Consider the following 13,085-nt stretch of genomic DNA (forward strand, 5'->3'; position numbering starts at 1 on the left):
AATTATCTAATGATTCAGATTCATCATGTAACATATCTTTTAAATCGTCAATAGAAAGACAGACAACAAAGCATGTCATATGAAGCAGTTGACAGTTTGTCACATGTTTTATGTGACAGAGTTGCACATAGTGTCACGAGTAAATTAAAGCATTTTGTCACTATGTTATTTAACAATATTGAAGTTAAGGTGAGTGTGTGAAGCAATAGAAAAATTCAAAATAATAGGAGCGATGCATTATGAAATCATTCATCATTAAAAAAGGAACTGCACTTACCTTAACAGCAACTATATTGGTTGGAGCGCTAGCAATACCTTCTTATGGAAACATACAAGCGGTGAATAAAAAGACATCAACCGAGCAAGCTGTCGATAAAGCTGCCGATACGAAAAATATTCCAGGGGTCATTGTTACTGTGAAAAATGGAGAGGCAAGTTGGTCATATGCTTCAGGTGAAGGGAATATTGAGAGAAATCATAAAGTAGATGCTGATTCTGCTTTTAGAATCGGGAGCACAACGAAGTCGTTTGTGGCTACAGTAATGTTGCAGCTTGCGGGAGAGAAGAAGCTAAGTCTTGATGATACGGTAGAGAAATGGTTGCCAGGACTTATAAAAGGGAAAGGCTATGATGGTAACAAAATTACAATTCGTCAATTATTAAATCATACAAGCGGAATTGCAGATTACTTGACTCCAGATCTTAAAGCAAAATTAATAGAGAATCCAAGTGAGAATTATAGACCGGAACAATTAATTTCCCGTGCCTTAGAATTAGAACCGGTAAAAGGCTGGTCATACTCGAATACGAATATGGTTATTGTAGGATTGATTATTCAGAAGATAACAGGGGAATCATATGCCGAGCAGATAAAAAAACGAATTATTGAACCTCTTAGTTTAAAAGAAACGGTCCTTCCTGGAAGTTCGATGGATATTCCGAAAAAAAATGCCCGTGGCTACTTGAATACGGGAGATAAATTAGTAGATATTACTTTGTTTAATCCATCATTTGCTAATGCTAGTGGTGAAATGATTTCGACAGGAGAAGATATGACAACGTTCTTCCATGCCTTATTAAGTGGTAAACTACTGACACCGGAGATACAGAAGGAAATGGTGACTAACACAGTTGATACCCCATTAGGAAAGTATGGGCTTGGCATTCACGCAACAAAATTGCCAGACGGTACTGAAGTATGGGGACATGGTGGTGGTATTCCTGGTTTTACTAACTTTGCTGGTGGAACGGAAGATGGTCAACATGTTATCTCGATAAACATTAATGTATTAGGAGCGGAAAAACAGATTAACAATATTTTAGCTTCAGAATTTGCAGCAAAATCAAAAAAGGAACCTACGGATAAGGAAAAGAAAAGTAAGCATAGAGAAGAAGTTAAATACGTAATGGATCGAGTAGTAACGAATAAAAAAATCCCAAGTGTTATAGCTGGCGGATTAAAGGATGGAAAACGGTGGTCTTACGCTACAGGGACGGCAAGTTATGAAATACCACGCCCAGTGGAACCGAATTTTTCATTCCGTATCGGAAGTATCACTAAGGCATTCACAGCTTCTGTTGTACTGCAATTGGCTGAAGAGAAACAATTAAACCTTGATGATTCAGTCGAAAAATGGTTGCCAGGAGTCGTACAGGGTAACGGATATGATGGAAATAAAATTACAATTCGTCAGTTGTTGAATCATACAAGTGGAATTGCAACCAATATAGATAAGGATATGCGAGATCTTACACTGCCCCAAAACCCATTTCGTTACTATAGTACCGATGAACTTATCAGTTTAGCACTTGCAAAGCCGCCTGTATTTGCACCAGGGGAGGGCTGGGACTATTCGAACACAAATACTGTTATAGCTGGGAAGATTATCCAAAAGGTAACAGGAGATACGTATGCGGAGCAAATTAGAAAAAGATTCATTGAGCCACTGGGGTTAAAAGAGACATTCGTAATGGAAGCAAGTTCGCACATACCAGGTGAACATGCTAATGGGTATAATATGGACAGATCGGGTCGTTTATATGATTTGACAGAAATAAATCAGTCATGGGCGAATGCGGCTGGAGATATGGTTTCAACAGTGAAAGATTTGACTACCTTCTTCAGTGCACTGTTGGGCGGAAAGCTTCTAAATCAAGAGCTAATGGATCAGATGTTCAAAACAGTAGATTCACCTATAGGTAAGGTTGGACTAGGAATTTATGAAGAAAAAACACTGGACGGACAATCATATTGGGGGCATGCTGGTGGGACTTATGGATTTGAAACGAGGGTCGGTGGACCTATTGGAGGAGAGCATATTTTAGTAACTGCTATCAATGCAGTAGGTCCGGAGGTTATTGAGGGGAGGGATAAAATATTTAATAAGGAGTTTGGACGTTAAATGTAAAACCGACATCAAGCCTTTTATTTGAAGGTGAGAGTCGGTTTTCTTTTTGCTCTCTTAGTACCTTTAAGTTGAGGATGTTTAGAGTCAAAATCTAATAATTAAAGTTTTACTTTAAATTGAACAATATGTGAAGTTTTGTAGGAGAATTTGAAAAAGGTGTATAATAAAAGGAAAATTAATGATGTGAAATAAATTTCTATGTATTAAAAGGAGAGCCTCATGAAAAAAGATAAAACAAATGCAATGCGAATATTGGATAAAGAAAAAATTGAATATTCCATGATGTCATATGACCCAAACGACGGGAAAATTGATGGAGTATCCGTAGCAGAGAAGATTGGACGAGAAGTGAGAGAAGTATATAAAACACTTGTCGCTCAAGGGAATAGTAAGGATTATCATGTGTTCATTATCCCAGTAGATGAGGAACTAAATTTAAAAGGAGCCGCAAAAGCAGTAAGTGAAAAGAAGATTGAAATGATTCCTGTTAAAGATATTACGAAAGTGTCAGGATACATTCGCGGTGGTTGTTCACCAGTAGGGATGAAAAAATTATTTTCTACATGTATTGATGAAAGTGCTCAATCACTTGAAACAATCATTGTAAGCGGCGGGAAAATCGGCGTGCAAATTGAGCTTAAAGTTGAAGATTTGATGAAAGTGACGAGAGCGCAGTTTGGAGAGGTAACGAAATAAATAGTGGAATTTAAAGGGACATAGAATCCTTACATATTTGAAAAAAGAAGTGCTAGTAAACCAGGGGATTTGAAATACGATCCTTATTAAGGCTTACTTTCTAAAGAACACTTTAATTTAAATCCCACAGCATATTTATAAATATGTTGTGGGATTTTTCTACTTGAACCTCTAAAATTGAACAACTTCATTATTTTTAAAGTAACGTGTACTAAAGGGAAAAGATAAATATACCTTTATATAACTTCAAAGAGAACTCATTGAAATCCATATACTGAACTAATTCTAGTTCAGTATATGGATTTTGTTTTTTAACGGGTCAATCCATTTAAAAACAATATTTTTCACCTGTTATACTTTAAAAAACGAACATTTTTATTTATTTTAATAAAAATGTTCATATTTCTGTTGTGTATTCACTAATAGTTTGTTATATTAGCAATATAATAATTTTAAATAACATCACTCGTATATACTCGGTAATATGGTCCGAGCGTTTCTACCTAGTTCCCAATGAAAGAACTGGACTACGGGTTAAAGTATTCGGTCGTTCGGTGTATTGAGCCGCTACCGATCTATAATTTAGCAATGGTCTCATCTTTTGCTTAATTAACTTTGACTACCGTAGTTCTAGAAAGTAGAGATTCTTCTACAATTTCTAGAGCTTTTTTCTTTGGACCAAAACATCGAGTATAGAAAACAACAAGAGAAAGAGGAGAGATTATTTATGAAGAAAAATCTGTTAAAAAAATATGGTGCCCTAGCAACTACTATCGCATTATCATTCTCAATCCTTGCAGGATGTAATGCTAGTCCAAAACAAGTAGCTGAGGCAAAAAGCACTCAAAACCCTATCTTAATTCAAGGTCCAATGCCAATAGAGGCTGAAAAATTTGCAAAAAGGTTAAAAAATGTGAAAGAAGAAAAATCTGGGAGTTTCGTATTTTATAAAGGAACTGTAGACAATTATCCTGTAATCGTTGCGAAAACAGGTAAAGGAATGGAAAATACAGCAGCTGCTACAGCGGTGGCTATTGAAAAATATAAACCTATAGCGATTATTAACCAAGGAACATCAGGTGGACATGATCCTAATTTAAACGTATTTGATATTGTTTTAGGAAAACAAGTCGCGAATATAGGTTCGTTAAAAACAACAAATATGAATGAGAACCAAGGGATTGAGCCGGCAAAATGGATATCTATGGACCTGATGGCTTCTGAAGGAAGTGCAGGAGAAGATCCAAATGCTGAGAAAATCCGATACTACGAGGGAGATAAGGATTTACTTGCAGCAGCTAATGCAGTAAAAGATAAATATACAAAAGGTAAAGTAGTGGAAGGTACTATAGGTTCGGCAGACGTTTGGAATAATGAAGTTGATAGAATTAAGTGGTTCCATACAAAATACGGTACATCTGTAGAAGAAATGGAAGGCGCTGCCGCAGCGCAAATCGCAAAAGCTTATGACGTACCATTCTTAGGAATTCGAGTATTATCTAACAATAAAACAAACGGCGGAAAATACAACCCAAATACAGCAGCGGCAAATCAAGAATATGTATATGAAGTAGTTAAAAAGTATATAGATTCGATACCAAATAAATAAGTAAATAAAGGTAGTTCTATTCTCAACATAAACATCAAGTAACTTCAAAAGTTTTCGAGACAGATAGACCTATATTAGGATTAGTAGTTGGAAAAGATAAGAAACAAGCTTTTTTATGTAAAATTTTTTTATGAACTATTCAATAAATATGTATAATTGCATAAAAAAATTGAAGTTTATAAGTTATCATTAAACTACTTTTTATTGTAAGAGAATATCTTAATAGTCTTTACTAGAGAAGAATATTCTTTGTGAAAATAAAAATTGTTTATGTAATTGAAGAAACTGAAATTTAGGAGAACAGTATGAAAAAGAAACTATGTACATAGGCTTTTTTGATTAATCAATTCAAATTATATTTTAAAGGGGAAATGGGTATATGAAGTTCCGAAACACAAAACTTGCTATGGTTACACTATCATCATTTTTTATTTTAGGTTCTGCATCTCTATCATTCACAGATATCATACATGGTGAAGTAGTTTCTGCATCTCCACAAGTAGATACGTTTTCAGCACAAGAGATTACTGTAAAAAACTATGACGATACATATTATAATAACGCTATAGGAAAAACGGGTTTAGAATTAAAGAAGGAACTTCATAATGTTATTGATAATCATACAAAGATATCATACAGTGCGGTTTGGGAAGCGCTAAGAGATACTGATGAAGATCCAAATAATAAAAATAATGTGTTGCTCTTATATACTGGGCGTTCGCAAGAGAAATTTACGAATGGTTCAGGAGTTAATAACTGGAACCGAGAGCATGTTTGGGCAAAATCTCACGGTGATTTTGGAACGGCTGCAGGACCTGGAACAGATCTGCATCATTTAAGAGCGACGGATGTATCTGTAAATAGTTCACGTGGAAATCTGGATTTTGATAATGGTGGTATGAATCATTCGGAAGCGACAGAATGTAAATATGATAGTGATTCTTGGGAACCTCGTGATAGTGTAAAAGGAGATATCGCTAGAATGCTGTTTTACATGGCTGTTCGTTACGAAGGAGACAACGGCGAAATAGACTTAGAACTAAATGAAAAGGTGAATAACAACAAAGATCCATACATGGGGAAACTATCTGTCTTACTAAAATGGAATGAACAAGACCCTGTCGATGATTTAGAGCGAAAGCGTAATGAAGTGATTTTTACAAAATATCAACATAATCGCAATCCTTTTATTGATCATCCTGAATGGGTAAATAAAATTTGGAACTAAGATTTTTAAAGAATTTTTAGTGGCATTATACTTTGACAGAAGGGATTGATCATTATGATCAATCCCTTCTTATATTTATGCTAGAATAAATGGTTTTCATAGGAGTGGAATAGATTATAATAAAGCTTTTTACTTAAAGCAATAGTTTCAAGTGGTAAGCTTTATTTTCCTTCATTTGTATATAGCGTTCACCGCACATGCAAATTATTGCAACATTAGACAGGGAAACGAAAAAAATCCAAGAATATGTAATATAAAAGGAAAAGAAAAGAGGGAAAGAGATGTGGAAAACTACGGATCTATGTGATGAATTTGAACAGGAATTACAAATATGTCGCCAGTCTTTTCAATCTTATGGGAAGAAAGAACAATTCTATGGGAAAATCGCAACAGTAAAAGTGAAGGATGATAATGTACTAGTAAAAGAGGGGTTACAAACACTGCCGGAAGGAACAGTATTAGTTGTTGATGGTGGAGCTTCTAAAAATTGTGCGTTACTTGGTGATAATTTAGCAGCTATTGCGGAAGAAAAAAACTTAGCAGGAATTATTGTAAATGGATATGTTCGTGATTCTATGGAGCTAAAAAATATTAATATTGGTATTTTAGCGTTAGGGACGATGCCAAATAGAAGTGTAAAAGAAGGAAAAGGAGAAAGAAATATTCCATTACAATTTGGTGAAGTTGAATGGAAACCGAATGAATATGTTTATGTAGATGAAGATGGAATTATTGTTAGTAATAAAAGCTTACATAGTGAGGGATGACTTCTATTAATGGAAGGCTATTAAGCTATTATTCTTAGAAAATAAATCCGATAAAGCATGGACAAAATTCTTTGTCAATAGTAAAATAATACAGAAAATCAAAATTTGCAGAATGTATAGGTTTATCGTTTTACGATAAAGTGAAACTTTAATCAGTGGGGATTTTGTTCATCCCCACTGATTATTAGCCTTCACCAATCGGGCATTTACGGGCAGTTGATCCCCACCTAACTTCTTTGCTTTCGTTGAATTTGAGGTGGGGGTCTTACTGCTCGTTAATGCGGGTAGGAGGTGTTGTACATTTTTGTTCGACACTTACAAAAAGAGAGTGTCAACCGCATACCCTTAAAGGGTCTTTTTTTGTGTGAATGTTAGTAAAGGGAGGGAATTTTGGGATGGCAATGTTAAAGAAATGGCTGCTTACATCATTAATGACAGTGGCACTTGTATTTGTTTCTTTTGCGAATACAGTACATATTACGTTTGCTGAAGGAAAGACAGCGAAACTTGCAATTATTGGTGAATCACAAAAAGGAATTATGTTATGTCCGAAAGAAGTTTCCATTGAAGATGGAGAAACAGCTTTTAGTTTGTTACAAAAAGTCATGGGTGACAAGGTAACATCTGAAAGTATGTCATTTGGAACGTATATAAAGGGCATCGATGGATTAATGGCCGGAGCAACGAGCGGTTGGTTGTATGATGTAAATGACAAATCTGCAGAAGTTGGGGCGGATAGTTATAAATTAGAGTCTGGGGATGTTGTTGCATTTCGTTACGTCGCAGACTGGAGCAATATGAGTCAAGAAACATTGCAACAAACGTTAGATAAATTTGGCACTTGTAAAACTGTAGAAGAGCCAAAGGTAGAGGAACCGAAACCAGAAGAACCAAAACTAGAAGATAAAACAACAGAACAACCAAATCAAGAGAAAATCGAAATTCCAGCCGCACAATTAAACGAAGCGATTTCTAAAACGTCAGAAAAGATGTTACAAGATGGAATTGGTAGTGATTGGGTTGCGATTGGACTTGCTCGTTCAGGTGTAAATGTTCCACTTGAAACGAAAATAAACTATGTTAAGCCAGTAGCTGAAAAAGTTAAGAAGCGTTTAAATCGTTTTTCAGCAACAGATTTAGCTAGAACGATTATTATGATGAATGCAATGAACGTAGATCCTACAAAGGTAGAGGGACAAAATTTAGTACAAAATTTATTTGAATCAGATAAAGTGAATTCCGTTACAGGATACGCATTTACATTACTTGCATTAGATACAAAGAAATATGAGGTTCCGGCCGAAGCAAAATGGAATCGAGCTGCTTTAGTACAAGCACTTTTACAGTCACAGCATACAGACGGTGGCTGGACGTATGATAGTTCAAGTAGTAAAGAAAGTGCTAGTAACGTTGATGTAACAAGTATGGTATTAGCAGCATTAGCTCCTTATCAAGAACAACAAGACGTTAAGCCAGCTATTCAAAAAGCTGTGGATTACTTATACAAGCAGCAGCTAGGAAATGGTGGTTTTGCCGCTGATGGACAAGAGAATTCTAATAGTACTGCACAAGCAGTTATTGGACTATCGTTAGTTAAAGATGTAGATCACAATCGTCTTAATAAAGTAGTACAAAATTTAATGTCATATCAGCTTCTAAATGGTGAGTTCAAATGGTTACCAAGTGATCAAAAAGGTAGCGGACTGGCTACAGAGCAAGCATTTTTAGCTTTACTTCAGTTTAAAGATCTTGGAAAATCGATTTATGATTGGTCAAATGTAGTAGAGAATGAAATCGATACGAAACCAATTGTAGAACCAGAGCCAATTGTGGAACCAGAACCAATTGTAGAACCAGAACCAACTGTAGAAGAAAAAGAGGTTGTAGAACAATCGAAACAACAAGAAGAGTTACAAAAACAACCAAAAGATGAAAATCTAAAAGTTGTTGTAGATAACGAACGAGTTAATAAAGAAACAAATAAGAATAAGAATCAATTACCACAAACAGGAGCATCTTCTCATAGTGCAGCTACAGAAGTAGGTATGGGTGTATTATGTATCGCTTCTGCATATGTATTATGGAGACGTAAAGCAGCTTAACAAAAATTAGGAGCAATCATTTGCTCCTAATTTTATTATAAAAGGTGAGGGCTAATAATGAGTGGAGATAAACAAAATCTCCACTCATTAAAGTTTCACTTTATTATGAAAGGTGAGGGACAGCATGAGTAAGATGAAATGGTTCATTTCTTTAATTCTTTCATTGGGATTATTAGCCGGATGTGAAGAAACGGCTGTAAAACCTGAGAAGAAGGCCGAACCGAAGCAAGAAGAGCAAAAAGAAGTAGCGAAACAGGAAGAACAAAAAGATGTACCGAAACCGGAAGAGAAACAAGCTGAACCGGAACAGAAACCACAAGAAGAGCAGAAAGATAAACAAGAACAAAAAGTAGAAGAGAAACCGAAAGAAGAAAAAGCGCAGGAACAACCTGAAGTAAAGAAAGAAGAGAAACCAAAGGAACAGCCTGCTGTAAATAAACAACCAGAACAACAAAAAGTACAAGAAGAGAAACCCCAGCAGCCGAAAGCACCAGAAGTAAAAGAAGAAGCAAGGGTTGTGAATCAGCCGAAAGAAACACCGAAGCAGGAGCAAAAGGAAGACCCGAATAAAGGGCAACAACAGGTAACTGTGCCGGCTCCACCACAGTCAAATCCAGAACCAAAGCCAAAACCAGATCCAGTACCAGTACCAGTACCAAAACCGCAAGAAAAACAAGTTACAATCTCCGTAAAAGGAAATGAAGGGTACTTATTAGGTGCGAAAAAGGTTGATGTTCAAGAAGGCGATACAGTTTACAGTGTGTTAAAGAGCACAGGATTAGAGCTTGATGCAATGGGCTCTAAAGGTGATATTTATGTAAAAGGTATTAATAATTTATATGAAAAAGATATTACTGAAACTAGTGGATGGAAATATCGTGTGAACGGTGCTTTTCCAAACTATAGTGCGGGTGTAGTTAAAGTAAAACCAGGAGATACAATCGAGTGGGTGTTTGTATTAAAATAGGAAAGGATCTTCGGTAAAGGACTATGAAAATAAGCTTTTCTTCTTTACATCCTTTTGTGAATTTTTTCTATTATATTGGGGTGATGATACTATGTATGATGTGTCTTCATCCTCTTTTTTTAATTGGAGCGATTATACTAATAGTAATCTTAAATATAGTACAAGGAAATGGCGAGAAAATAAGAAACATGCTGCCGAGTACTATCGTATTCTTTCTAATGGTAATTTTATTTAATTCTTTATTAACACATAGAGGGGCGACTACGTTATTTTGGTTAGGAGATAGCCGGATTAAGCTTGAGGCAGTTATGTATGGACTTGTTATGGGGTTATTATTAGTTACGATTATGTTTACGTTTGCTTCTTATAACGATATTATTTCGAGTCATAAATTTTTATATTTGTTTTCAAGAATTTCACCGAAAGTTGCATTGTTAACGATGATTACAGTGCGATTTGTTCCTTTGTTTATTAGGCGATTAAAGAAAATTACACTCGTCCAAAAAACGAAAGGTGTACAATTAGATTCAGGTTCACTCATTGAGCGTATAAAAAATGGGATGAAATTACTGCAAGTGTTATTAGTTTGTTCGTTAGAAGATGCACTACAAACAGCAGATTCTATGCAGGCTCGCGGATTTGGTGTAACGAAGCGTACGACTTATATTCGATATAGAATGGAAAGACGCGATTGGTACACGCTAGGTTATTTAAGTATTCTATTTATAGCCTCGTTCATATTTAGTTATTATGGCGGAGGGAAATTGATTATTTATCCGAAAGTGGAATCAATTCTGTTCCAGCAATACGATGGAATGATGTTTTTCCTATATATGATGTTTATTAGTTTACCGATTGTAATGGAAGGAAGGGAATGGATATGGTGGCGCATGCAGAAATAAAGAATTTATCATTTATATATGCTGATGAAAATGAAGAAGCGTTACAGCATATTTCTCTTTCTGTTCAAAAAGGAGAATTTATAGTACTTGCTGGTGGTTCCGGCTCTGGGAAGACAACTTTATTGAAACATTTTAAAAAGGAGTTACTTCCAATTGGCACGCGTTCTGGGCATACATATTATGGTGGTGCTTTATTAGAAGATGTACCAGATTTATTATCTGCACAAGAAATTGGGATGGTATTTCAAAATCCAGAAAATCAGCTCGTAATGGATACAGTTATTCAAGAATTAGCATTCTCTTTAGAAAATATCGGGCTACCATCACATATTATTCAACAAAGAATAGCGGAACTCATTAGCTTTTTAGGATTTCAAGATTTGTTACATCAATCTGTTCATACTTTATCTGGTGGTCAAAAACAACTAGTAAATTTAGCAGCAGTATTAGTGATGCAGCCGAAGCTATTATTACTGGATGAACCGACAGCGCAGCTAGATCCGATTGCTGCGAAAGAGTTTTTAGGATTGTTAAAACGTATTAATGAAGAACTTGGAATTACGATAGTTTTAAGTGAACATCGTTTAGATGAAGCGATGTCGCTAGCGACTCGTGTCGTTTGTATGAATAAAGGGAAAATTGTTTACGATGATATTCCTAAAAATGTGATAGCGAACATGTGGGAAGTAGAAAAGTTTCGTCCATTCATTCCGCAAATTCCAAGGTTGTTTTTAGAGTGGAATGTGAAAGAGATTCCATTTACAGTGCGAGAAGCGCAAATGAAAATGAATGATTTTTCAGCGATATCATATAGGAATGGGCAAGTAGAACAATGTGAAAAGCAAGAAGTAATTTTAAGTGCAGAACATATATCTTTTCAATATGAAAAAAGTAGTCCACTTATTTTACGAGATTTAACAGTGAACATTGAAAAGGGAAAATGGACAGCTCTAGTTGGGAAAAACGGGACTGGGAAGTCTACACTGTTAACGATTTTAGCAGGATTGCAAAAAGCTAGAAGAGGTAAGGTAAAGTGGAATGGAAAAGTGGTACATAAAATTGATTCGAAAGAACGATTTAAAAGTATAGGGTACGTATCGCAACATCCATACTATCATTTTACATTTGATACAGTATGGGAAGAGGTTTATGAGCGTGCTAATGAATTATATGGCGAAGAGGGAAAAGTAATAGCAGAAGAAATGTTGAAAAAGTTCTGGTTAGATTCACTTAAAGAGCGCCATCCACATGATTGTAGCGGCGGAGAGCAACAATTACTCGCATTATGTACAACGTTATTATCAAAGCCAACTTTATTATTACTGGATGAGCCGACAAAGGGACTCGATCCATGGAAAAAGGAAAGAATAGGAGAGCTATTTAAACAGTTGCAAAAAGAAGGTACAACAATTGTAATGGCAACGCATGATATTGAGTTTGCAGCGAAATACGTTGATCAATGTATGATGTTATTTGACGGGAAAGTTATTATGAATGATGCACCGAAAGAGTTCTTTAGTGGTAACTTCTTTTATACAACATCTATTAATCGATTCATCCGTAGAGAGTTGCCATTTGCATTAACGTGGGAGGATGTGTACGAAGCGTGTCCAAACGATATGTTGCATTTATAATATTTGTTTTTGCCGTTGTAATATGTACACTACTCTTTACGACTCTTATTATGGACGGGTATTACATGGTAAGTAGTTTGTTTTTATTAGCGATCATTATGTTACCTTTCTATGTCCGTTTTGAAAGGAAGGCGTTTGTTTCACGTGAAATTGTTATCGTTGCTGTGTTAGCGGCGATTGCAGCGGTTAGCCGGGTACCATTTTCTATTTTACCGAGTGTACAACCGACTTCTTTTGTCATTATCGTTTCTGCAATTGTTTTTGGGAGTGAAACTGGCTTTATGATTGGGGCAACGGCGGCTATTGTATCTAACATTTTTTTAGGACAAGGTCCGTGGACTCCGTGGCAAATGTTCTCTTGGGGCATGATCGGGTTTATAGCAGGATTACTCCGAAATACATTTTTGATGAAAAAACTATGGGGACGACTCATATATGGATTTGTCGTTGGATTTCTATTTGGCTGGATTATGAACTTTTGGGGACTTCTTGGCTTTATACAGGAAGCAACGTGGGAAACAGTTATTGCTTACTATGTCGCAAGTTTTTCATTCGATCTTAGTCACGCGATATCGAATGTTATTTTCCTTCTGTTATTTAGCACGTCATGGATTACGATCCTCACAAGATTTAAAAAGAAATACGGTATATTAGATGAGCATAACGTGACATAGAAAAGCATACTCATATAAGGTAGGGTCGCGACTTACATATTCGTTTGCCTCTTTCATGCTTCTTACATATTGTAAGAAGCATTTTTTATTGTCAAAAA

The 13,085-nt window shown here is 35.7% G+C and carries 10 protein-coding genes and 1 riboswitch; all 10 genes read left to right on the forward strand.

The window, feature by feature from the left end:
* The first annotated feature begins 239 nt into the window (after positions 1-239).
* The 10 genes from MKX77_RS08285 (at position 240) to MKX77_RS08330 (ending at position 12,987) form a co-directional block, all read left to right on the forward strand.
* A complete protein-coding gene (locus MKX77_RS08285; protein ID WP_341306279.1) occupies positions 240-2,402 on the forward strand; it encodes a serine hydrolase domain-containing protein in 2,163 nt (720 codons plus the stop codon).
* Between the two features lie 225 nt (positions 2,403-2,627).
* Positions 2,628-3,104 carry a Cys-tRNA(Pro) deacylase gene (gene ybaK, locus MKX77_RS08290; RefSeq protein ID WP_341306280.1) on the forward strand — a complete coding sequence of 159 codons (477 nt, stop codon included), beginning with the start codon at positions 2,628-2,630 and terminating at the stop codon, positions 3,102-3,104.
* A 446-nt stretch (positions 3,105-3,550) separates the two neighbouring features.
* A riboswitch (purine riboswitch) is annotated at positions 3,551-3,654 on the forward strand.
* Positions 3,655-3,831: 177 nt separating this feature from the next.
* On the forward strand, positions 3,832-4,713 hold the full coding sequence (locus tag MKX77_RS08295; protein ID WP_341306281.1) for a 5'-methylthioadenosine/S-adenosylhomocysteine nucleosidase: 882 nt from the start codon (positions 3,832-3,834) through the stop codon (positions 4,711-4,713).
* Between the two features lie 379 nt (positions 4,714-5,092).
* Positions 5,093-5,941 carry an endonuclease I family protein gene (locus tag MKX77_RS08300; RefSeq protein ID WP_341306282.1) on the forward strand — a complete coding sequence of 283 codons (849 nt, stop codon included), beginning with the start codon at positions 5,093-5,095 and terminating at the stop codon, positions 5,939-5,941.
* A gap of 281 nt (positions 5,942-6,222) precedes the next feature.
* Positions 6,223-6,708: a ribonuclease E activity regulator RraA gene (gene rraA, locus MKX77_RS08305; protein WP_341306283.1), complete on the forward strand. Its 486-nt coding sequence runs from the start codon at positions 6,223-6,225 to the stop codon at positions 6,706-6,708.
* Between the two features lie 395 nt (positions 6,709-7,103).
* Positions 7,104-8,810, forward strand: a complete 1,707-nt coding sequence (locus MKX77_RS08310) for a DUF4430 domain-containing protein (RefSeq protein WP_341306284.1) — start codon at positions 7,104-7,106, stop codon at positions 8,808-8,810.
* 124 nt (positions 8,811-8,934) lie between these two features.
* Positions 8,935-9,777: a DUF4430 domain-containing protein gene (locus tag MKX77_RS08315; RefSeq protein ID WP_341306285.1), complete on the forward strand. Its 843-nt coding sequence runs from the start codon at positions 8,935-8,937 to the stop codon at positions 9,775-9,777.
* A gap of 23 nt (positions 9,778-9,800) precedes the next feature.
* Entirely contained in the window at positions 9,801-10,679 is an 879-nt protein-coding gene (locus MKX77_RS08320) for an energy-coupling factor transporter transmembrane component T (RefSeq protein WP_341306286.1), read from the forward strand.
* Positions 10,652-12,313, forward strand: coding sequence for an ABC transporter ATP-binding protein (locus tag MKX77_RS08325; RefSeq protein WP_341306287.1), 1,662 nt, complete (start codon positions 10,652-10,654; stop codon positions 12,311-12,313). The genes MKX77_RS08320 and MKX77_RS08325 overlap by 28 nt, the downstream gene beginning before the upstream one ends.
* The gene (locus tag MKX77_RS08330; RefSeq protein ID WP_215553621.1) at positions 12,286-12,987 is read left to right on the forward strand and encodes an ECF transporter S component; all 702 of its coding nucleotides are present in this window, start codon (positions 12,286-12,288) and stop codon (positions 12,985-12,987) included. The genes MKX77_RS08325 and MKX77_RS08330 overlap by 28 nt, the downstream gene beginning before the upstream one ends.
* Positions 12,988-13,085 lie beyond the last annotated feature (98 nt).

Origin of the sequence: Bacillus sp. FSL R9-9410 (assembly GCF_038050385.1) — a bacterium.
In the GTDB taxonomy this organism is placed as follows: Bacteria; Bacillota; Bacilli; order Bacillales; family Bacillaceae_G; genus Bacillus_A; species Bacillus_A cereus_U.

Excerpts from the sequence above, each read along its gene's own strand:
- MKX77_RS08285 (WP_341306279.1), top strand. The coding sequence starts at position 240 with ATGAAATCATTCATCATTAAAAAAGGAACTGCACTTACCTTAACAGCA.
- ybaK (WP_341306280.1), top strand. The coding sequence starts at position 2,628 with ATGAAAAAAGATAAAACAAATGCAATGCGAATATTGGATAAAGAAAAA.
- MKX77_RS08295 (WP_341306281.1), top strand. The coding sequence starts at position 3,832 with ATGAAGAAAAATCTGTTAAAAAAATATGGTGCCCTAGCAACTACTATC.
- MKX77_RS08300 (WP_341306282.1), top strand. The coding sequence starts at position 5,093 with ATGAAGTTCCGAAACACAAAACTTGCTATGGTTACACTATCATCATTT.
- rraA (WP_341306283.1), top strand. The coding sequence starts at position 6,223 with ATGTGGAAAACTACGGATCTATGTGATGAATTTGAACAGGAATTACAA.
- MKX77_RS08310 (WP_341306284.1), top strand. The coding sequence starts at position 7,104 with ATGGCAATGTTAAAGAAATGGCTGCTTACATCATTAATGACAGTGGCA.
- MKX77_RS08315 (WP_341306285.1), top strand. The coding sequence starts at position 8,935 with ATGAGTAAGATGAAATGGTTCATTTCTTTAATTCTTTCATTGGGATTA.
- MKX77_RS08320 (WP_341306286.1), top strand. The coding sequence starts at position 9,801 with ATGAAAATAAGCTTTTCTTCTTTACATCCTTTTGTGAATTTTTTCTAT.
- MKX77_RS08325 (WP_341306287.1), top strand. The coding sequence starts at position 10,652 with ATGGATATGGTGGCGCATGCAGAAATAAAGAATTTATCATTTATATAT.